Origin of the sequence: Ectothiorhodospira magna (genome assembly GCF_900110965.1) — a bacterium.
GTDB lineage: Bacteria > Pseudomonadota > Gammaproteobacteria > Ectothiorhodospirales > Ectothiorhodospiraceae > Ectothiorhodospira > Ectothiorhodospira magna.
Genome location: NZ_FOFO01000004.1, coordinates 1 through 22,463, shown reverse-complemented (window position 1 = coordinate 22,463; position 22,463 = coordinate 1). Strand labels below are relative to the sequence as shown.

The 22,463-nt window shown below is 48.4% G+C and carries 19 protein-coding genes; 10 read left to right on the top strand and 9 right to left on the bottom strand.

Annotated features, from left to right (window positions below; translation table 11 throughout):
• Positions 1-266: 266 nt before the first annotated feature.
• From BMX62_RS02440 to BMX62_RS12800, 7 genes are all read right to left on the bottom strand, one after another.
• Positions 267-1,097: a flagellin N-terminal helical domain-containing protein gene (locus BMX62_RS02440; protein ID WP_090203599.1), complete on the bottom strand. Its 831-nt coding sequence runs from the start codon at positions 1,095-1,097 to the stop codon at positions 267-269.
• Between the two features lie 273 nt (positions 1,098-1,370).
• Positions 1,371-2,207: a flagellin N-terminal helical domain-containing protein gene (locus BMX62_RS02435; protein WP_090203594.1), complete on the bottom strand. Its 837-nt coding sequence runs from the start codon at positions 2,205-2,207 to the stop codon at positions 1,371-1,373.
• A 325-nt stretch (positions 2,208-2,532) separates the two neighbouring features.
• Positions 2,533-3,366 (bottom strand): flagellin N-terminal helical domain-containing protein, encoded by an 834-nt coding sequence (locus BMX62_RS02430; RefSeq protein WP_090203591.1) that lies wholly within the window; start codon positions 3,364-3,366, stop codon positions 2,533-2,535.
• A 214-nt stretch (positions 3,367-3,580) separates the two neighbouring features.
• Positions 3,581-4,411: a flagellin N-terminal helical domain-containing protein gene (locus BMX62_RS02425; RefSeq protein WP_090203588.1), complete on the bottom strand. Its 831-nt coding sequence runs from the start codon at positions 4,409-4,411 to the stop codon at positions 3,581-3,583.
• A 292-nt stretch (positions 4,412-4,703) separates the two neighbouring features.
• Positions 4,704-6,605, bottom strand: coding sequence for a motility associated factor glycosyltransferase family protein (locus tag BMX62_RS02420; RefSeq protein WP_162273486.1), 1,902 nt, complete (start codon positions 6,603-6,605; stop codon positions 4,704-4,706).
• Between the two features lie 20 nt (positions 6,606-6,625).
• Complete coding sequence (locus tag BMX62_RS02415) at positions 6,626-7,024, bottom strand: DUF8042 domain-containing protein (RefSeq protein WP_090203581.1); 399 nt, start codon at positions 7,022-7,024, stop codon at positions 6,626-6,628.
• Entirely contained in the window at positions 7,024-7,200 is a 177-nt protein-coding gene (locus tag BMX62_RS12800) for a hypothetical protein (RefSeq protein WP_156055366.1), read from the bottom strand. Before BMX62_RS12800 ends, BMX62_RS02415 begins: the two co-directional genes overlap by 1 nt.
• A 24-nt stretch (positions 7,201-7,224) precedes the next feature.
• Here BMX62_RS12800 and BMX62_RS02410 point away from each other — a divergent pair, with 24 nt between their 5' ends.
• The 8 genes from BMX62_RS02410 to neuC all read left to right on the top strand — a co-directional run bounded on the left by BMX62_RS02410 (position 7,225) and on the right by neuC (position 16,741).
• Positions 7,225-9,381: a flagellin N-terminal helical domain-containing protein gene (locus BMX62_RS02410; RefSeq protein WP_090203577.1), complete on the top strand. Its 2,157-nt coding sequence runs from the start codon at positions 7,225-7,227 to the stop codon at positions 9,379-9,381.
• A gap of 28 nt (positions 9,382-9,409) precedes the next feature.
• Positions 9,410-10,447 (top strand): nucleotidyltransferase family protein, encoded by a 1,038-nt coding sequence (locus BMX62_RS02405; protein WP_238375815.1) that lies wholly within the window; start codon positions 9,410-9,412, stop codon positions 10,445-10,447.
• Positions 10,444-11,127: an acylneuraminate cytidylyltransferase family protein gene (locus BMX62_RS02400; protein WP_238375814.1), complete on the top strand. Its 684-nt coding sequence runs from the start codon at positions 10,444-10,446 to the stop codon at positions 11,125-11,127. Before BMX62_RS02405 ends, BMX62_RS02400 begins: the two co-directional genes overlap by 4 nt.
• Positions 11,128-11,158: 31 nt before the next feature.
• Positions 11,159-12,292, top strand: coding sequence for a LegC family aminotransferase (locus BMX62_RS02395; protein WP_238375813.1), 1,134 nt, complete (start codon positions 11,159-11,161; stop codon positions 12,290-12,292).
• On the top strand, positions 12,289-12,909 hold the full coding sequence (locus BMX62_RS02390; RefSeq protein ID WP_090203565.1) for an acetyltransferase: 621 nt from the start codon (positions 12,289-12,291) through the stop codon (positions 12,907-12,909). The genes BMX62_RS02395 and BMX62_RS02390 overlap by 4 nt, the downstream gene beginning before the upstream one ends.
• Complete coding sequence (neuB, locus tag BMX62_RS02385) at positions 12,902-13,924, top strand: N-acetylneuraminate synthase (RefSeq protein ID WP_090203562.1); 1,023 nt, start codon at positions 12,902-12,904, stop codon at positions 13,922-13,924. The genes BMX62_RS02390 and neuB overlap by 8 nt, the downstream gene beginning before the upstream one ends.
• Before the next feature lie 264 nt (positions 13,925-14,188).
• Positions 14,189-15,520 carry an RNA-guided endonuclease IscB gene (gene iscB / locus BMX62_RS02380; RefSeq protein WP_090203559.1) on the top strand — a complete coding sequence of 444 codons (1,332 nt, stop codon included), beginning with the start codon at positions 14,189-14,191 and terminating at the stop codon, positions 15,518-15,520.
• A 60-nt stretch (positions 15,521-15,580) separates the two neighbouring features.
• Entirely contained in the window at positions 15,581-16,741 is a 1,161-nt protein-coding gene (gene neuC / locus BMX62_RS02375; protein ID WP_090203555.1) for a UDP-N-acetylglucosamine 2-epimerase, read from the top strand.
• A gap of 24 nt (positions 16,742-16,765) precedes the next feature.
• Here neuC and BMX62_RS02370 read toward each other — a convergent pair whose 3' ends face one another.
• Positions 16,766-18,157, bottom strand: a complete 1,392-nt coding sequence (locus tag BMX62_RS02370; protein ID WP_090203552.1) for a B12-binding domain-containing radical SAM protein — start codon at positions 18,155-18,157, stop codon at positions 16,766-16,768.
• A gap of 190 nt (positions 18,158-18,347) precedes the next feature.
• Between BMX62_RS02370 and BMX62_RS02365 the strand changes: the two genes are divergently transcribed.
• Positions 18,348-19,733, top strand: a complete 1,386-nt coding sequence (locus BMX62_RS02365) for a nucleotide sugar dehydrogenase (RefSeq protein WP_090203547.1) — start codon at positions 18,348-18,350, stop codon at positions 19,731-19,733.
• Positions 19,730-20,725 (top strand): NAD-dependent epimerase/dehydratase family protein, encoded by a 996-nt coding sequence (locus tag BMX62_RS02360; protein WP_090203539.1) that lies wholly within the window; start codon positions 19,730-19,732, stop codon positions 20,723-20,725. The genes BMX62_RS02365 and BMX62_RS02360 overlap by 4 nt, the downstream gene beginning before the upstream one ends.
• Positions 20,726-21,068: 343 nt before the next feature.
• On the opposite strand, the gene BMX62_RS02350 is transcribed toward BMX62_RS02360, so the two are convergent.
• On the bottom strand, positions 21,069-22,463 hold a 1,395-nt coding region (locus BMX62_RS02350), incomplete at its 5' end, for an ATP-binding protein (RefSeq protein ID WP_090203532.1).

Sequence of the window (22,463 nt, the reverse complement as noted above, 5' to 3'; positions counted from 1 at the left end):
TCCTTATCTACTGGGGCAGTCCCACCCAACTGCGAGGGGCCTGCCAAGGGTTGAAAACAATTGACCAACATGTCAGAAGCGGCGGCTTTTTGCCGTTCGGCGGCAAAAACTTTCCGCTCCTCAGGCTTCTTATCGGCCCCTGAAGGAGAAGCTTGAGCCATTTTGCAAAAAAAACGGCAATTTTTTGCCGCCATTGTGGTCACCCCAATCAAAAAAGGCCGAAAGGTTTCCCTTTCGGCCTCCAGGTGCATCAATACGGACAGGTATTACTGCAGCAAGGACATGATGTTATTGGGATTCTGGTTGGCCTGGGCCAGCACCGAAGTCCCCGCCTGCTGCAGGATCTGGTAGCGGGTCAGGTTCGCCGTCTCCTGGGCAAAGTCCGCATCCACAATCCGAGAACGGGACGCCGACAGGTTTTCCGCCGTGTTGGTGATGGTCATCACTGCCGATTCCAGGCGGTTCTGAAGGGCACCCAAATTGGCGCGAAAGCCATTCACTGCGCTCAATGCGTTATCAAGGTTAGTGATTGCTGTAGCGGCATTACCGGCAGTATCAACACCTCCGGCAATAGTTGCACCAGCAACGGCAGCTGACGTAAATGCTTGATTAAAATTAAATGATACTACTTGATCTTCATTAGCACCAATCTGGAATGCGACATTAGTTAAACCACCACTTAACACGCCTTTTCCATTAAACTCAGTATCAACGCCAATTCGACCAATTTCTGATCTAAGGGCAGCAAACTCCGCCTGCATGGCGGTACGGTCCCCAGTATCCTGATAGGTGCCGTTGGCCGACTGCACCGCCAACTCTCGCATCCGTTGCAGATTGGCGGTAATCTCCTTGAGCGCCCCTTCCGTGGTCTGAATCATGGAAATCCCGTCATTGGCGTTGCGCGCCGCCTGATTCAGGCCCCGAATCTGGGCCGTCATCCGCTCGCTCACCGCCAGACCTGCTGCATCATCCTTGGCCCGGTTGATCCGCAGACCCGAGGACAGACGCTCAAACGTCTGCGTCATCTTCCCCTGGGTGATATTCAAATTCCGTTGCGCGTTCAGCGATGGAACATTCGTGTTGATGACCTGTGCCATGACGGCGCTCCTTATCTACTGGGGCAGCCCCACCCAACTGCGAGGGGCCTGCCAAGGGTTGAAAACAATTGACCAACATGTCAGAAGCGGCGGCTTTTTGCCGTTCGGCGGCAAAAGTTTGCCGCTCCTCAGGCTTCTTATCGGCCCCTGAAGGAGAAGCTTGAGCCATTTTGCAAAAAAACGGCAATTTTTTGCCGCCATTGTGGTCACCCCAACCAAAAAAGGCCGAAAGGTTTCCCTTTCGGCCTCCAGGTGCATCAATATGGACAGGTATTACTGCAGCAAAGACATGATGTTATTGGGATTCTGGTTGGCCTGGGCCAGCACCGAAGTCCCCGCCTGTTGCAGGATCTGGTAGCGGGTCAGGTTCGCCGTCTCCTGGGCAAAGTCCGCATCCACAATCCGCGAACGGGACGCCGACAGGTTCTCCGCCGTGTTGGTGATGGTCATCACTGCCGATTCCAGGCGGTTCTGTACTGCGCCCAGATCGGCGCGGTAGGCGTTGATGGCATCCAATGCCGAGTCCAGCCGAGTGATGGCAGAGGCTGCGTCACCGACCGTTGCAACGCTTGCCTCCCCAGTACCAATATTAATTCCAGCAACAGCTGCGCTTGTAAATGCCTTATTAAAATTAAAATCTATTACCTGATTTGCATTAGCACCCACCTGAAAATCAACGCTACCAAGAGTGCTTAACACTTTTTGCCCATTAAACTCGGTCTGGTCACCCACCCGACCAATTTCTGCACGAAGTGCAGAGAACTCTGCCTGCATGGCGGTACGATCCTGGGGGTCTTGATAGGTGCCGTTAGCGGACTGCACCGCCAGCTCTCGCATCCGCTGCAAGTTGGCGGTCACTTCCTTAAGCGCTCCTTCCGTGGTCTGAATCATGGAAATCCCGTCATTGGCATTACGAGCCGCCTGATTCAAACCCCGAATCTGGGCTGTCATCCGCTCGCTCACCGCCAGACCGGCCGCATCGTCCTTGGCCCGGTTGATCCGCAGACCCGAGGACAGACGCTCAAACGTCTGCGTCATCTTCCCCTGGGTGATGTTCAGGTTACGCTGCGCGTTAAGGGAAGGAACATTGGTATTGATGACCTGTGCCATGATGACTCTCCTGATTTTGGACAAGTGCCACGCAGCTTGTCAAAAAGTATAAAAACCTGTTGTGTGCCGGGCGGTATCACCTTGCCCTGGGTTGGCAGCAACTTGCCGCTCTCAAAACTGTTATCGGCCCCAAAGCGGCAAGCTTTAGACTCAAAGCGGAATTTTTTTGCCGCTAACGGTTGCCGATGGCCGCCGGCACAGTCAATGACACAGTTTGAGAAAGGAGACAGGCCAAAAAAAGCGGGAGTCCACTGTGCGTAGACCCCCGCTGGTTTTACATTGACACAAAAATAAAAGGGTTAATGCTTATAAAGCATATTTATCACTACTGAAGCAAGGACATGATGTTATTAGGGTTCTGGTTGGCCTGGGCCAGCACCGAAGTCCCTGCCTGCTGCAGGATCTGGTAGCGGGTCAGGTTCGCCGTCTCCTGGGCAAAGTCCGCATCCACAATCCGAGAACGGGACGCCGACAGGTTCTCCGCCGTGTTGGTAATGGTCATGACTGCCGATTCCAGACGGTTTTGTACTGCGCCCAGATCGGCGCGGTAGGCGTTGACTGTATCTAATGCCGAGTCCAGTCGAGTGATGGCAAGGGCTGCGTTAGCAGCAGTAGATATTGATTTATCGCCAATAGCGACTCCACGTATCGTTGCAGAAGTAAATTTACCGCTAAAGTTAAAAGTGATGATTTGCCCACTATTTGCGCCCACCTGAAATTTTGTCGCGGAAGCAAGCCCAGAAAGCACAGCCTGTCCATTGAACTCAGTCTGGGCACCCACCCGACCAATTTCTGCACGAAGCGCAAGAAACTCCGCCTGCATCGCCTCACGGTCCCCGTCATTCTGATAAGTGCCGTTAGCGGACTGCACCGCCAGCTCTCGCATCCGCTGCAAGTTGGCGGTCACTTCCTTAAGCGCTCCTTCCGTGGTCTGGATCATGGAAATCCCGTCATTGGCATTACGAGCCGCCTGATTCAAACCCCGAATCTGGGCTGTCATCCGCTCGCTCACCGCCAGACCGGCCGCATCATCCTTGGCCCGGTTGATCCGCAGACCCGAGGACAGACGCTCAAACGTCTGCGTCATCTTCCCCTGGGTGATGTTCAGGTTACGCTGCGCGTTAAGGGAAGGAACATTGGTATTGATGACCTGTGCCATGATGACTCTCCTGATTTTGGACAAGTGCCACGCAGCTTGTCGAAAAGTACAAAAACCTGTTGCGTATCGGGCGGTACTGCCTTGCCCCTGATCGGCGACAGCTTGCCGCTCTCAAACCCGTTATCGGCCTCCAGGCGGCAAGCTTTAGACCCAGAGCGGAATTTTTTTGCCGCCCATGGCAGTCAATGGCCACCGGCCAGGCCCACAAGAGCCATCACTGCAGCAGAGACAAGACGAGATTGGGGTTCTGATTGGCCTGGGCCAACACCGAGATCCCCACCTGCTGCAGGATCTGATACCGGGTCAAATTGGCCGTTTCCTGGGCAAAATCCGCATCCATGATGCGGGAACGAGACGCCGACAGATTTTCTGCCGTATTGGTGATGGTCATCACTGCCGATTCCAGCCGGTTCTGCACTGCCCCCATCCTGGCCCGGTAGGTATTGACGGCGCTCATGACGGTATCCAGCGTCGTGATGGCCGTTGCAGCCCCCCCAACGGTCAGCACTGACTGTGTACCAATGGCCACGCCGGCAACAGCCCCCGGTGCAAATACCTGATCAAAATGGAAATCAATGGTCTGATTGGCGTTCGCCCCCACCTGAAATCGGGTAGCTGCCCCCAAGCCCTGCAGGACATTCTGCCCATTAAACTGGGTTTGAGTCCCCACCCGACCAATTTCCATGCGCAGTGCTGAAAATTCAGCCTGCATGGCGGCTCGGTCGGATGCCTCATAAGTTCCGTTGGCCGACTGCACCGCCAGTTCCCGCATCCGCTGCAGATTGGCGCTGATTTCCTTGAGTGCCCCTTCCGTGGTCTGGATCATGGCAATCCCGTCATTGGCATTGCGAGCTGCCTGGTTCAACCCCCGAATCTGGGCTGTCATCCGCTCGCTCACCGCCAGACCGGCCGCATCATCCTTGGCCCGGTTAATCCGCAGACCCGAGGACAAGCGCTCGAAGGTCTGCATCATTTTCATTTGATTCATGCTCAACTGCCGCTGGGCAGTCAGGGACGCGATATTCGAATTGATGACCAGTGCCATGACGGCGCTCCCCCCAATGGGTTTTCGGATTTTGAGGCGCAAGGAGCCTGATTGGGTTATCGGCCATCAAGCGGCAAACTTTAGCCGCCAGCGGAAAAAGTTTGCCGGTTATTTTTTATTTAAAATCAATAATTTGATAAATTAAATCCGATTAGCGGCATAAATTTGCCGATATCAGGCACAAAAAAACCGGCATTTCAATGCCGGTTTATAAGAAATGCCAAGGATGCCGTCATTCCCGCGAGAGCGGGAATCCAGTTATCAGTTACGCCTCAGACACCAGCACATCCCCCTAAAAATTATTTATCTTTTCAATGGTTTTCTCCAGCGCAGGCACCACAGCATCACAAGCAGTAGCAATATTCCTATAAAACTCGGAATTTAAATCAATATTTTTAATACCTTCCGATTTAGCATCATCCATCTCTTTTTCCTCATCACCTTCCTCAACATCCAACTTATCATCCCGCTCATCCATGGAGCGCAACACCCCGTACCTGGCAGAAGCAGTAAAAGATTCAATCAGCCAGATTGCACTTTCATCCACTTCCCTGAACTGGGCATATAAATCTTTCAATAAAAACTTTTCCATGTCGATGGCAGCAGAACTTTTTTCGGAATCTGTTTCATCCAGCGCCACCTTTAGTCGCTCTGATGAATCCAGAATGTCGTTGGCTAGCACCTTGGCCGATTTTATTTTTTCAATAATCTCATTAATGTAATCAATAGCCTGTTCTGTGTTCTGAGAAAAATGATGATTACTCGGCCATAAATTTTCTATATCAATCACATCATCGCCTGCGAATTTTTCCATCACTTCCGCCAGCGGCATCTGTTCTGTTCCCTCTATTTTTGCCCCACCTTCCGTGGCGTTGATCACTCTTGATTCGGGATGAATTTTGATGAGATCTTCAAAATAAATTCTAAAGGTATCCATCTGAATGCTGGTTTTTAATTTACCACCATAATATCCCGGAACTTCAAAAGCCTCATCATCCACAGTAACCACTTTTCTATGCACATGCCCTTTGGTGTGAGTCAGATTATCTGTATATGCCAGATCCTGACCCACCATAATAATAGGATTAGCTCCCATTTTTAAGGCAAAATTAAAAGTAATATGAGCCACTGAACCCCCTGACCCAAGAACCCCCTTTTTTTCACAGACATGAGTTAAAAAACCTTCAAGTTTTTCATAGGAATTAGAAAATATTTTTTTACCTTTAAACCCTCCCACCACGCCTCGATTGGTGGCTGTATCAGCCAACAGCCAATTACCCTTGCATTCCAGACCATTGAATGCCGTCTGACTAATATCCTGAGGATCAACAGCAGCCAATATATGCGGCTGAACCCCCTCTGATGAAAGATTTCTCCATGCGGCACCTACTGATATCATCAATATTTTGTCATTATATTTTTTCAACAGAGGAATTTGCTTATCCAGAGAAGGACCGGCGGCAATCACAATAACTGGCTTATCCCTCCAGGCATTAATGAATGAATTTACACCCGGTGATCTCACGATATCTGGAATATTTTCGATCACATTACTGGCAAAAAGATGGGAAAGACCAATTTCTGTATTCATTCCGGTCATGATGCCAAACAGATTGCCCCTTAGCTTGAGTACAAACTGCTTTGAAAAATCGAAATTTCTTCGCATCATCACAGGATGTAACAACAACTTCCAGGAGCGCTGAATGGTCGAGCAAATCAAATGGGATACATGGGCTGCTGCTACCCCAGGGTCTTTTTGAACAACGATTGAAATGGCATCATTTTCAATAAATTCTGAAAAATCCCTGGTTTTCAGGGCAAAAATAAAGTCAGAATCTCTAGGTTCCACCAAGATGACTTTCTGACCTTTTTTAAGTCTTGGCAGCAAAGCATCAAGACAGTACCCCAGCCCGATTCCCATCACGATAAAAAATCGGGCCTCCTTAAAGATTTTTTCTTCAGAAGAAAATTCCCGATCAATCAGTTGATTCATTTCCCTCACGGGATCATAAGGGCTATGCAGATAATACTCACCACTGGAATCCCTGGCTTTTAAGGTTAATGCTCCCCTTTTGCCTTCAACAGAAAAAAGGTCATCTGAAATTTCATCAAGATCAATTTTTTTTAAGAAATTAGGATTTCTTTTATTAATAGCAGCGATATTTTTTTCAAAAATACTTTCCATACTCACCATGATTTCTCCTGATTTATAAATCATGAATGATTTTTAATTTCATTGATGATGCGAGTGATGGTATCTTTCATACCATCAAACAAAGGGATCACTTCATACTCCATGAGATCAGCAATTAAAATATGATCCTGACTGCTGCTGCCTTCCACCATTTGAGACATGATGAAAGAAATATCTTTTTCAAACTGGGCAAACTCACCTGCCACAACAGGATAAGATTCGGCTATCAAGGATTGCATGGATTGCGCATACTGATTCAACCAGTCAAAACCTTCCACAGCTTGCCCAAGCACTTGCATGTCATTTTCATTTTTGAATTCCCGAATAGACCTTATCAAATTTTCCAGGGCCGGCTTGGCCCGTTCCAGATACTTTTCTGCTTCCTCACTGGTGGAAATAATTAAATTTTGATCATTCATTAGTCAATTTCCTTGAGTTTAAAAAAGACAAAAAGATTACTTGCAAAAATCGAACCAAAAAATAAAGGCAATATTTTTCCGCTATCAGCGGCAATTTTTTGCCGCCAACGGCTAAAGCTTGCCTCTTTTTTGCCGATATCCATGCCAAGGCGCGCCAAAAAAATATTAATGGCCACGGGGAATACCGGGGAGCACGGGACATGTCTCAAACGATCAACACCAGCGTCACGATTCTGACACTGCAAAGCCACTTAAAAAACTCACAAAATCAATTACATCATACAATTAAAAGACTCGGTACCGGACTACGCATCAACCAGGCTGCAGACGATGCCTCTGGTATGGCCATCAGCGAACGTCTCAACAGTCGAATCCGGGGATCAATTCAAGCCGTTCGCAATCTCAATGACGCCATCAGCTATGTGCAAACGGCGGAAGCTGGCCTGGAGTCCATGGTACAGCGTTTGCATAGAACCAGGGAATTGATCGTTCAGGCAGCCAATGGCACCCATACCCATCAGGATCGCCAAAAAATTGGCGAAGAAATTCATCAGATTATTCATGATATTGGCAGAATCGCTACAGATACCCGTTTTAACAATAAAGCGATACTCAATGGCAGCATTGGTGATTTTTTAATTCAAATGGGTTCGCAAGAAGCGCAAACACTAACTTCCACAGGTATAGATGTCAGAAATACCCAACTGGGTTTCATGATGGGAAGAACCGAAGACTTATTAGTCATCGACTTGGGCACTCAGCCCAGTTCAAAGCGTATTGGAGGATTCGATGGACTGGATTTTTCAACAGGGGCAGGAGTTTCTGGAAATGTCATCGTTGGCAGCACTGCTATTGCAGTGAACAATGCAGGCAGTCTTGTTCACTTGATGGATGCTGTAGCAGCCGCCTTACCTGAATTTATTCAGGTATCCATTGAAGATGAGGATATGGTATTTAAAAACTTTTCAGATACCAGTATAACCGTCGCTTTCAACCTTGAGGACACTGCCAACACCTTTGTCAGCCAGACAGGTTCGACCATTGAAATGGCTCCTGGAACTTTTACGCCGGGTATTGGTAACCTGACATATCATGCGGACCCAGGTAGTGCTCATTTAGGATGGGCTCTTCATTCAGGGGCAGTGACAGATTTTCTGTTTAATATTGATGGGCAACCCGTTTTTATTCAAGGTTATCAAGGAGGAAATACCCAGGATCATCTACGACAGACTATCAACAATATCTTTATAGATAGAAACCTTGATTTATCGGTTAATTTCAGTTCTTTTTCTGGAAAGCTATCTTTCTCGTTTGTCAATGAAAGACTTGAATCAAGAGATATTCTTTTTCACTCAATTTCTAATCATTCAGGCTGGGGTCATAGCGTAGTTTTATCGGGTAATCCATTAACTGTCAATCCAGCACAGCTATCAAGTCCCACTGTTGAATCATTATCAGGCGTACATATTTCAGATCTTGATTTAAATACTACGGGTGGTGGTAGTGGTTCATTCATGGTGGATACAACGGCAATTAATTTCACCGTGGCAGAAGGAGAAAATCTTGACACTGCCATCAATGCGGCAATGAGTGATATGGGCATCACTACATTGCAGGCCCAGATTCAGGGAAATAATCTTCAGTTCGTGAATTCTTCCAATCAGTCGGTGACTATTTCACAGTTTAATATTTCCAATAATGGTATTGAAAAAAACACCTATACTGCCAATAACATACTTGATGCTGCAGATATCAGAAACCTTTCCACCCATTATAGCCAGGGTAATACCGTTAATTTTCAGGCATCCCTCAATGGTGAAGATTTTCAAATTTCAGGGACCACCTCTATTGAGGAAATTGCATCTGGTATTAACCATCAATACAGTGCTACGGGTGTAAGGGCAGAAGTGATTCATGGTAACATCATGCTCAAGGCCAATATCGGTGACAGTATTGATTTTTCCATGACCAGCACAGATCTTTTTCACAATGATGGCAGTCTGGGTATTCAAATTCAGAACCATGACCTGCATCTGGAAGAAAGAAATCTAAATACTGTCAGGGTAAACAGTAGTTTTGAAGCCGCAGAAAGTCTGGTACTTCTTGATTATATCATCGATCAGGTAACGAAGGTCCGCACTGAATTGGGCGCATTGCAAAACAGAATGGAATCTGCCATTAATTTTCTTTCCACTGATATTGATGGCATGGGAGCAATGAAAAGCAGGATCACCGATACAGATTACGCTTCCGAGATGGTACGCTTGCTCAGAACCCAGATGCTCCAGAAAACAGGGACGGCAATTTTATCTCAAGCCAATCATCAATCCATGTACATTGTTGCTATTTTGCCGTAGATTTAAAGCGACAAAATCAGGCGCCACCGTGAAAAATATTTCTGATTGTAAAATATCACCCACTACATCGATACGTGAAACCATTGCCGTGATTGATCGGGAGGCAATGAAAATCGCATTTGTTGTAGATGAAAAGAAACGGCTTTTAGGTACTGTAACCGATGGTGATATTCGGCGTGGAATTCTAAGTGGAACAAGTCTGGAATCTTATGTAGATCAGATCATGCAGCATGATTTTATATGGTTGCCAATATCAGCAACTGAAAAAGAAGCGCTGGAACTCATGCGCAGGAAATTACTTTATCAGATTCCTGTGCTTGATGAAAAAGGATGTATTGTAAAAATCTTCCTGATGGAAGAATTGCTTAAAGTACGTTCATTACCAAATTCTGTGGTCATTATGGCAGGTGGAAAAGGCATGCGATTGCGACCATTCACGGAATCCTGCCCCAAACCCATGTTGAGGATCAGTGGTAAGCCACTATTGGAAATTATTCTTGAGCAATGTATCGAAGCCGGTTTTTTCAATTTTTACTTTTCGGTGAACTATCTTAAAAATCATATTATAGATCATTTCCAGGATGGTCAATCATGGGGAGTAAATATAAAATACTTGCAGGAAAATAAACCGTTAGGTACCGCAGGGGCTTTGAGTTTATTACCAGAACGCCCCACCGAACCATTGATGGTGCTCAATGGAGATGTACTGACTCGCGTGGATTATAAGCATCTTTTACGCTTTCATGAAGAGCAAAAATCCGCTGCAACCCTGTGTGTCCGTGAACATACGACGCAGATTCCTTATGGCGTTGTCAACATGGATCAATTGGATGTTATTGGACTTGAAGAAAAGCCCGTATTGACCCACTATGTCAACGCAGGCATTTATATGCTCGATCCCGGTTTGCTTGATCTGGTACCACAAGATCAATTCTTCGATATGCCCATGCTGCTGGAGAATGCCATTCAGAGCCAACACAGGATCAGCGCATTCCCAATTCATGAATATTGGCTGGATATTGGTTTACCAGAAACTCTTGAACGTGCACATGGGGAATGGCAATGAAATTACTCGCCATCATACCCGCGCGGGGTGGCTCCAAGGGAATTTCCCGAAAGAACATCAAACCCCTGGCCGGTAAACCCCTTATCGGCTGGACCATAGATCAGGCCATGCAAGCCAATTCCATTGACCGGCTCATTGTCAGCACGGAAGATGAAGAAATTGCCTCGGTGGCCCGCCAGATGGGTGTAGATGTCCCCTTCATGCGGCCTGCAGCATTGGCCGAAGATGATACGCCAGGAATTTTTCCGGTCCTTCATGCCTTGGAACATCTCCCCGATTATGACTGGGTATTGCTACTACAACCCACATCGCCGCTGCGAACAGCAGAAGATATTGAAGGCATCGTTAAACTATGTTTATCTTCACCTGAATCAACCTCCGCTGTTTCAATTTGTCATGTAGATAAGCATCCCTACTGGATGTATAGTAAGGATGCTTCGGGCACACTGTACCCACTGATACCTGATCGTCCTGAGATTACCCGTAGGCAGGAATTACCGGATGCCTATGCGTTAAATGGTGCGCTTTACCTGGCGCGCACAGATTGGTTGATCAGAAACAGAAGTTTTTTGGGTAAAGAAACATTGGGATATCTGATGCCTCAGGAAAGATCCATTGATCTTGATACTCCCCTGGATTGGCAATTAGCCGAATATTTTATAAATAACAAAAGAAATTAAAAAAATGCCGCCATGCTTATCAATCGTTATTGTGGATACCCTAAAAAAAATTCTGGGCACTGCCCCAAAGACCTTGCACGAACCCCGTTTCCAGGGCAATGAGCACCGTTATGTGAGGGATTGTATCGATTCCACCTTCGTTTCCTCCGTAGGCGCCTATGTCGACCGGTTCGAACGGGAACTGGCAGACTATACGGGTTCCCGTCGTGCTGTGGCTGTCGTCAACGGCACGGCAGCGTTGCAGGTGGCAATGCAACTGGCTGGGGTCCGGTCAGGTGATGAGGTCATTGTGCCGACACTGACTTTTGTCGCCACCGCCAATGCGGTGCATTACCTGGGGGCTACCCCCCATTTTGCAGACAGTGAAATGGGAACATTGGGACTCGATCCCGTTGCCTTGCGAGAATGGCTGACACATTGTAGCGAACAGGTGGCCGGCGGCACCCGAAATCGATACACCGGCCGCCCTATCCGCGCACTGGTCCCCATGCACACCTTTGGTCATCCTTGTGATATGGAGGGCCTGATGGCCGTTGCCCATGATTACGGCCTGGCCCTGGTGGAGGATGCCGCCGAGTCCCTTGGCAGTCGTTACCAGGGTCGCCACACCGGTACTTTTGGGAAACTAGGCGCCTTGAGCTTCAACGGTAACAAGATCATCACCACTGGCGGTGGAGGTGCCATCCTGACCCAGGATGAAAAGCTGGCCGATCACGCCAAGCATCTGACAACCACAGCCAAGCAACCCCACCGATGGGAATACGTACACGACGAAATTGGCTACAACTTTCGCATGCCCAACCTCAATGCCGCCCTCGGTTGCGCCCAGCTGGAAAAATTACCCGGTTTTTTGGTGTCCAAGCGGCATCTGGCCGTGGCTTATCAAGGGGCATTTGCAAATACGCCAGCCGTGCATCTGGTGCAGGAGCCAGTAGGCTGTGAGAGTAATTATTGGCTTCAGGCACTGATTCTGGATGAAACCGTCGCGGATCAACGTGATGCTATTCTGAATGCCACCAACGAAGCTGGACTGATGACACGTCCGGCTTGGACCCCCATGCACCAACTGGCGCCCTATCGGCATTGTCCTCATGCGCCATTACCGGTGGCGGATTCCCTGGTTCGACGGATCATCAATTTGCCCAGTAGCGCGGGGTTGGTGTGAAATCTCTGCTTCTTCTTGGGGGCGGCGGCCATTGTCACGCCTGTATTGATGTGATCGAAGCCGAGGCCATGTACCGGATTGCCGGAATCATACAACCGCCTGCAGATGGAATGGAGTCGATATTGGGTTACCAAATACTGGGTTCGGATGAGGATTTACCGTCCCTGCTGACCCAGATTCCTCTTGCCCTGATTACCGTGGGACAGATCAAAAGTCCCGAGACACGAAAGCGTCTTTTCTCCATCATCAAGAAAAACGGCGGCCAGCTTCCGGTGGTGAAATCCCCTGATGCCTACTGCTCCCGCCACGCCACATTAGGGGAAGGCACCATCCTGATGCATGGTAGCCTGATCAATGCCAATGCATGTATTGGTGAAAATTGCATCATCAACAGCCATGCGCTCATTGAACACGATGCCAGAGTTGCTGCCCATTGCCATGTTTCAACCGGTGCACGCATCAACGGTGGGGTCAGTATCAGTGAAGGCTGCTTTATTGGCAGCGGCGCTGTTATCAGGGAAGGTGTCGAGATTGGCAGCGGCGCCATCATTGGAGCGGGTCAAATCGTTATGCGGGATGTTCCTTCCGGTCAAATTGTGAGACATCGTTATGACTGAAACCACCCTCATCATCGCTGAAGCCGGTGTCAACCATAATGGTGATTTAGAATTGGCCAGGCAGCTGGTTGATGTGGCTGCGAAAGCCGGTGCTGACTTGGTCAAGTTTCAGACCTTCATCGCCGAACGTCTTGTGACCCGCACAGCACCAAAAGCCGATTACCAGACTCGAACCACCGATCACCACGAGTCGCAGTTTGCCATGCTGCGGCAGTTGGAACTGACACATTCAATGCACGATGCCCTCATTGAACACTGCCGGCAACGAGGTATCGGTTTTTTTTCCACCGGCTTTGATGTAGCCAGTCTCGATTACCTGGCCTCCTTGGGGGCTGAGCGCTTCAAAATCCCTTCAGGGGAGATCACCAACCTGCCCTATCTCAGGCATGTAGGTGCATTCAGAAAGTCAGTCATCTTATCCACCGGCATGGCGACCTTGGGGGAGATTGAGTCTGCACTGGTAGTCCTGGAGGCGGCTGGTACTCCGCGAACACAAATCACCGTTTTGCATTGCAATACTGAGTACCCTACTCCCATGATTGATGTGAATCTAAGGGCCATGTGCAGTATTCGGGATGCCCTTGGGGTAGCGGTGGGCTATTCCGACCACACACAGGGTATTGAGGTACCCATTGCCGCCGTGGCACTGGGTGCCACGGTGATCGAGAAACATCTGACGCTGGACCGCAGTCTCCCCGGTCCAGACCACAGGGCCAGCCTGGAACCAGACGAGTTTACCGCCATGGTAAAGGCTATTCGCAATATTGAGCAGGCATTGGGTGATGGTATCAAACGCCCGAGCAGCAGTGAGACCAAAAACCGGGCCATCGCCCGCAAGTCACTGGTCGCATCACGTCCCATTCGTGCCGGTGAGCCATTTACCCCGGAGAATGTGACTGCCAAGCGGCCAGGAACCGGTATCTCGCCGATGCGCTGGGATGAGGTGATGGGGAAAATTGCTGTGCGGGATTACATGGTCGACGAGTTGATTACGTGGTCAACTACCCCCGACTGAAGTCGGGGGCTTGTGAGAGCAAGCCGGGTTGACCAGGGAAAGCGGTGAAAGTCCGCTACGTTTGCAACAGGTCGTCAAGACCCACCGGCGGATGCTTCCTCAGTCCGCCGCTCTGGAAGGCTGGGATCATGCTGGCGAAAGGTAAAGCGCCGAAGGTTCCAGCCGCCGCGAAAGCGGGAGCCGGTTGCAGACATTCCCGAGGGGAGATGGGGCGCAAGCCCCACGTCACTGGACTCGTAAGGGTTCTATTTTAGGAGGTTTGAAATGGCGGTTTTGGTACTGGACAAGAGGAAAAAGCCCCTGATGCCCTGCTCGGAGAAGCGGGCACGGTTGCTGCTGGAGCGGGGCCGGGCCGTGGTCCACCGGATGCGTCCGTTCACCATCCGGCTCAAGGATCGCACGGTAGAGGAATCTGTGCTGCAGCCGATCCAGATCAAGATTGACCCCGGCAGCAAGACCACCGGAGTCACGGTGATCCGGGAGGATGATGCGGATCCAGAGCAACAACAGGTGTTGATGCTGATGGAGATCGAACACCGGGGCCAACAGATCAAGGATACATTGACCCAGCGCCGGGCCTTTCGCCGGCGGCGGCGGGGGCAGTTACGTTACCGGGCGCCCCGGTTCCACAACCGGACCCGGCCACAAGGCCGGCTGGCCCCGAGCCTGCAACATCGCGTGGACACCACGATGGCCTGGGTAAACCGATTGTGCCGACTGGCCCCGGTGACGGAGATCACCATGGAGCGGGTCCGGTTTGATATGCAGGCGATGGACAATCCAGAAATCAGCGGCATTGAATACCAACAGGGGACATTGCACGGTTATGAGGTCAGGGAATACCTGCTGGAGAAATGGCAACGGTGCTGCGCCTATTGCGGCGCCAGGAACGTGCCCCTGGAGATCGACCATATTCACCCCAAAAGCCGGGGCGGCTCGGATCGGGTCAGCAATCTGACCCTGGCCTGTCGCGACTGCAATCAGACCAAGGGGAATCAGCCCGTGGCAGTGTTTCTGGCCGATGATCCCAGGCGCCTGCAACGGATCAAGGCCCAGGCCAAGGCCCCCCTCAAGGATGCGGCTGCCGTCAACAGCACCCGCTGGGCGCTATTCCGACAGCTTCAGGCCACGGGCCTGCCGGTGATCACCAGCAGCGGTGGCCGCACCAAATACAATCGACAGCGATTGGGTATCCCCAAGACCCACGCCCTGGATGCGGCCTGTGTCGGGCCAGTCACTGCCATCACCCACTGGAACGTGCCCACCTTGACGGCACGGGCCACGGGCCGGGGCAGTTATCAGCGCACCCGGCTCAACCGCTTTGGCTTTCCCCGTGGCTACCTGATGCGGCAAAAACAGGTAAAAGGCTTTCAGACCGGAGATCTGGTGCAGGCCAACGTACCGACCGGCAAAAAGGCCGGCACCTATCAGGGCCGGGTGGCCATTCGCGCCAGCGGCAGTTTCAATATCCAAACCCGGGAGGGTGTGGTTCAGGGGATTTCACACCGTCATTGCCGCCTGCTGCAAAGAGCTGATGGCTATGGCTATGCCTTGCAACCCAAACCGATACAGGAGGACGCGACCAAGGCCGCGTGATCGTGCTGCGCACGATGCGCTATCCCTCCCCGCCCTGAAGGACGGGGTTTCTCGCGCAAAATGATGAAAAAAATCTGTGTGGTAACTGGAACCCGCGCCGAATATGGCCTGTTGCGTTGGGTGATGGAAGGCATCCGTCACTCACCAGTTTTGGAATTGCAACTCATCGCCACTGGCATGCATTTATCACCAGAATTCGGAATGACGATCAAAGCCATTGAAGAGGATGGATTTACAATAGATCGCAAAGTGGAAATGTTGCTAAGTTCTGACACAAAAGTGGGTGTCACAAAGTCCATGGGTTTGGGCATGATCGGCTTTGCCGACGCCCTGGATGATCTGAAACCTGATTTGATGTTGCTGCTGGGAGATCGTTATGAAATTTTTGCCGCTGCGGCTTCGGCCATGATTGCACGGATTCCCATTGCACACTTGCATGGAGGAGAGACAACACAAGGCGCTTTTGACGAAGCCATAAGACATAGTTTAACAAAGATGTCTCATCTTCATTTTGTTGCCGCAGAGGAATATAAAAAGCGAGTAATACAGCTTGGTGAAGACCCAAGGTATGTCTTTAATGTAGGTGGTCTTGGTATCGATAACATTCTGCGACTTAAACTACTTTCCAGAGAACAGCTTGAGGATTCACTGGCATTCAAATTCGCACCCAAAAATTTACTAATCACTTTTCATCCTGTGACTTTAGAGGAAAATACTAGCTCAAATCAGGTAGATGAACTGCTTGCAGCGCTAAAAGAACTAGAGGATACAGGACTAATATTTACCATGCCTAACTCAGACACGGATGGCCGTGTGATTTTAGAAAAAATTCGTTTGTTCTGTTCAAATCACCCACGGGCTGTGGCTTATACATCTCTTGGTCAACTACGTTACCTTTCTTGTATTTATCATGTAAATGGAGTAATAGGAAACTCATCTAGTGGACTAATAGAAGCGCCCAGTTTAAACACAGGCACAATAAATATCGGGGATCGACAAAAAGGCCGATTAAAAGCTTCTAGTGTTATTGATTGTGAACCTGATAAATTTAGTATAAAAAATGCGATAAATAAACTATTCTCAGATGAATTTCAATCGAATCTAAAGTTTATTGAAAATCCTTATGGATATGGAGGAGCAAGCAACGCCATTGTCCAGATTATTGAGCAGCATTCTTCTTTTCCTGATCTACTCAAAAAAAAGTTTCATGACTGTTTTTAAAATTATAAAAATTTTATAAAAATGCTACGTTTGTCTAAATCCTCTGAAGTTGCTGTCACTTTCAAGATAAAGCTTCCTTGCTTGATCAATTGTTTCCATTGTCTTTTTATCAAAGTAGTTCTTTATTAGCCTTTTGTTAGCTTCCAAAAGAGCCTCATGAAACTCATCGTCAGTCATGTCTGTAAAGTTTACCGAGAGAAGATCTGAGTTGAGATGCTTGTTTTCATAAAAATCTTCGCATCCACCAAGTAACCCTTTATTGATCGCATAATAGTAAAGAGGGCTTCCCGGATAGGGTGTGACGGGCCTGATGGTTCTGAACTGACCGCCATCATCATACTTCAATAAAAATTGAACACCCTTTTCCAGAGTTTCCCTATTCTCTCCTATATTTCCAAAAATTATGTTATAGCCAGGGCTGATACCTGCCTCCAGGGTCGACTCTATCCCTTTTATGATGACTTTTGTAGTTAGGGCCTTCTTCATTGTCTTCAGGATTACATCATCCATTGCTTCAATTCCATAATTTATAAAAACACACCCAGCCTTTTTCATTAAAAGAAGTAATTCTTTTTTAGCATAATTCAGCCTTCCATTGCAGGACCACTTAATATTCAATCTCTCCCTTATAAAAGAATTACAGAGCTCCTCCACTCTTGAAACTGAAGACATTAATAGTTCATCAAAAAATATGATGTAATTTATTCTGTATTCTGATTTAAGAAATTTAATCTCTTCAATGATTGATTCGGTCGATCTGGGACGAAAACCCTCATCCATTCTATAGCAGAAATTACATGTAAATTTGCACCCTCTTCCAGAGAGCATGACCATTGTAAAATCTGTTTTCTCTATTCCAACGCCTCTGATCAATCTATGATAATCAATTGGAAATAAATCATATGCAGGCCACTCTATTCCGTCTATGTTACCTATCAATTCCTCTCTATTATTTATTTTTATTGAATTTTCATTCTCCCAATAAGCAATCCCTCTGATCGATTCCAAAGATAATGAATTCTGAATTGCATTAATAAGGTTTTTGATTATAATCTCACCCTCGCCAATTACAACGCAGTCAGCTTTTGTTTTCCTTAAAAAAAATTCTGGTTCTGGCGATGGACCATGACCTCCAAGGATATAAAATGGCCGATTTCTTGATTTATTTATAGCTTTTGATATAGAAAGTATTTTTTTGTATTGATAATAACCACCAATAATACCAACGCCAACAAAATCAAATTTATTCTTATCTAAGTAATCAGTCAAATGTTCATCCGGAAAATGATGCATATTTTGGCTATAAACCTCAACATCAACACCCATTTTCCTGATTACTGATGCAATATATCCAAGCCCTATTGGAAACTCATGTATATAAGATCCATTATCATAGGCAACTAATAAAAATCTCATAAATTGTTTCCTTTTTTATGCTTAATTAAAATATTTAAAATCAAATTATTTTAAATAAATTTACCCAGTATTGAAAATGATTATTATTGGTTTTTTCTAATTTTATAAGCTATCATTTTTATTTTCCATGTATTGTCATTATCTCGGATTATATTCTGTTTAATCTTCATTCAAAAAGGAGTATATCTTTATGCAGAAAGTCTGTATACAAGGCCTAGGTTTCGTCGGATCGGCTATGGCAACCGCCGTTGCCTTGGCTCTTGATGAGCAGGGTTGCCCGCATTATGACGTACTGGGAGTAGATTTACCTACAAAGAATGGACTCAGACGAGTGGCAGCCCTTAATGAGGGGTATTTTCCATTCGAGACCAGCGACCCTAAGCTCAATCTAGCGGTGGCCAGAGCCCATGCCAACGGTAACCTGCGAGCCACAACCGATGATTCGGTATACGCGGAAGCAGATATCATCGTAGTGGACGTACATCTGGATATACCGTTTTTGGACGAAGAGCCGCAGCTTCAGTTCGATGGATTCGAGAAGGCTATTCGTACTATTGGTATGCATATGCGACCGGATGCTCTGGTGATCATTGAGACTACGGTACCACCAGGTACGTGCGAAAAGGTAGTGGTTCCCTGTTTGACCGAGGAACTTCAGCATCGAGGTTTAGAAGCTTCTGAGTTACGGTTAGCTCATTCTTATGAGCGAGTCATGCCAGGAAAGGACTACCTGGATTCGGTAATCAATTTCTGGCGGGTGTATTCTGGGCATACACCAGAGGCAGCAGATGCCTGTGAGGCTTTTTTGTCTACAATTATCAATATACAGGATTACCCCTTGACCCGACTTTCTTCCACCACGGCTTCGGAAACAGCCAAGGTGATGGAAAATACTTATCGAGCGGTTAATATTTCTTTTATTAGTGAATGGACACGCTATGCAGAAAAGATAGGCATTGATCTATTCGAGGTAGTGAAGGCGATACAGATGCGACCTACACATCATAACATTCGTTATCCAGGATTGGGGATTGGAGGTTATTGTTTAACTAAAGATCCCACTTTTGCCCCTGCTGCGTCCAAACAGCTATTCGGTTATGATCTTGATTTTCCCTTTTCCCGTTTAGCTGTAAAGACCGCGACAGAGATGCCCCATCATGGGGTGAATAGGTTAGAGAAATTGCTAGGTGGATCGGTAAAAGATCGCCGAATCTTATTGTGTGGTGTGAGCTATCGACAAGACGTAGCAGATACCCGTTATTCGCCTTCAGAGACGGTGTATAGGGAATTGATAAAGCGCGGAGCAGAAGTAGTATGTCATGATCCTTTCGTGCGTCATTGGGAAGAACTAGATATGGCGATCCCAAGTGAACTTCCTAGTACAAAAAGTTTTGATGCTATAATGTTCGCAGTCCCTCATAGTCAGTATCAGAAATTGGATTTAGTGGAATGGCTGGTGGACATAGATCGCATATTGGTGCTGGATGCCCATATGGTATTTAATGCATTTCAGCGACGTGTCTTTCGCGAGCACGGTATCAAAATAGAGAGCATTGGAGTAGGGGATGGGCAATGAATGAAAAGGTTTTATTGACCGGTGGTGCCGGTTTTATTGGATTGCATTTGGCAAACAAATTATTGGAAGAAGGATTTAGTATTCACTTGGTGGATAACTTTTCAAGGGCAGTGAGAGATGCAGATTTGGAGCGACTACTTTCCCATCCAGAAGTGAGTTTTAGTAGCCTAGATTGCCTGGATCGTGAGGCTGTGGCTACCCTTCCCATAAATTTTGATTATATCTTTCATCTAGCTGCTATTATTGGCGTAGTGCATGTAATGGAGAGACCTTATCATGTCCTGCTCGATAATATGCAAATGTTGGGAAATTTAATTGAATTGGCCCGTAGGCAAAAAAATCTCAAGCGTTTTCTTTTTCCGTCTACAAGTGAGGTTTACGCGGGTACGTTAGAATATTTTAATTTGCCTATTCCTACCCCTGAGGAAACGCCGCTGGCAGTTACTGAGCTATCTCGGCCGCGCACGTCGTATATGTTATCAAAAATTGCTGGGGAGGTATTGTGTCATGCATCGGCTATTCCTTATACGATTTTTCGACCGCATAACGTGTATGGACCTCGGATGGGATTAGCTCATGTAGTACCTGGCCAATTAAGCAAGGCTTGGTATGCCCGTGATGGGGATAATGTTCTGGTACCTTCAGTAAATCAGACTCGCTGCTTCTGTTATATTGATGATGCTTTAGAAATGCTCATTCGAATGATGCTTGAGTCTAAGTGTGAGGGACAAACCCTTAATCTTGGAACTCAAGATCCAGAGGTTAAGATTCGTGAGGTAGCGCAAATATGTCACGAGGTGGTTGGTCGTAAGATATTAATTCAAGAAGAATATCCTCCACCGGGTTCGCCGGAGCGACGAGTGCCAGATATGAGCAAGACCACTGGCTTAACTGGATATACCTCACGGATATCTTTATATAATGGTATCGAAAAAACATTTGCTTGGTATCGAGAGCATATTTTTGAAGGTAGCGGTATAACTGCTAACTAGTGTCCCGATTCAAAAGTAAATATCTATAATATTTGTCCGGCTCCTACGCGACAAAAGCCTCAGCAGCCGGGCTACAAAATGGAGTATGGTGTCAGCGTCCTTGTACCAGATGAAGCGCTTCAAATTTTTTTCAAAGGTGGGGATTGAGTCCGAAAACCTTCCAGATTCGGTGCGCTGTTGATTGAGAGGCGCCAGACGCTTCACCGCACCTTGCAGGGCCTCCATATCCAGCGGGAATCCAGACAAGGGTGACAGTTCTGGACTCCCGCCTGCGCGGGAGCGACGAAAAAAGCTTGTGCTGGGTTTATCCCGGCATTTTCGCGGGCAGACCCGCTCCAAAGATTCACAAGCCCAGCACGTCAAAAGCGATGATCTGCCTCTGTTCTCTGGAGAACTCCACGCCGATGAGGTGAATGGGCTTGCCCTGCCCCCGGTACTTGTCGGCGTAGCCCTTGTCCTGGAGCTGCCGTAACGCCTTGCCCTCCGGCACCTGCTCCACCACCTTGAACTCGAACAGATAGATGTGGCCATTGAAATCTACCGTCATGTCCACCCGGCCGGTGTTGCCGGCATCTTCCACGGTGATGGCCAGTCCCAGGGCGGCCAGGTGGCTGTAAAACACGCTGGCATAATGGCCTTCATACTGGGCAATGGGGTTGTTGCGGTACCAGTCGTGGGGCAGGCCGGCAAACAGGGCCTTGAAGTGGGTTTCCAGGGCCGGCAGGTCATGGGCCTGCAGGGCACGAAACAGACTGATGCGCTGCTGGGCCGCCCTGGGCATGCCCAGGGCCGGGAGCAGAGCCTGGTTGAGACTGGCCTCCACTTCCCGGTTGGGGTAACCCAGGGTATAGAGCCAGTAACCGGTGATGGGTTCTTCCACCTTGTGCACGGTGAGGTAGCCGGTCTGGAACAACAGGGCCTCGGTGGCAATCTCGTCCACGTCGAAGCGGCCCAACAGGCTGGCCTTGGTCTGCAGACGGTCCAGACGGGGGGTGAAGACACCTCTCTCGGAAAGCAGTTTCACCAGGAATGTAGGCGTGGCACTTTCGAACCAGTAAGGCCGGAATTCCCGTTTCTGGAACAGCAGCAGTACGTCAAACGGGTTATAGACCGCCGGCGTTGTCTCATCCCCCCAGCGATAGCCGTTGTACCACTGCCGGATCTGTTCCCGATCCAGGCCCGGTAGTTCCGGCGCAAAGACGGTATCGATATCCTCATCGGTGTAGCCGCAGATGGGGGCAAAGGGCTTGTCCAGGGTGATGTCGTTGAGGTTGTTCAGCCCCGAGAACAGACTGACCTTGCTGAACTTGGACACACCGGTGAGCAGGCAGAACTTCAGATGGGGATCGGCGTCCTTGAGGACGGAATAGAGGTTTTTCAGCCCCTCCCGCAGTTCACGAGCCACGTCGGCATCGGTGATGTTATCCAGGATGGGCTTGTCGTATTCGTCGATCAGGACCACCACCCGCTGGCCGTGCTGCTGGTGAGTCCCAGTGATTAATTCCCGGAACCGCCCCTGAATACTTTCATTGCTCAGGGTAATATCCAGCCTTTGAGAGTGTTCACGCAACAGCTCTTCAATGTGCTGATCCAGCGCCCGACGACTGCTCATGACCCCATCGGCAAAACTGATCCGGATGACGGGATGACGGGTTTTCCAGTCCCAGCGGTCGTGGATGTACAGGCCCCGGAACAAAGGTTCGTTGGCCTCGAACAGTTCCTTGAGGGTGTCCAGCAG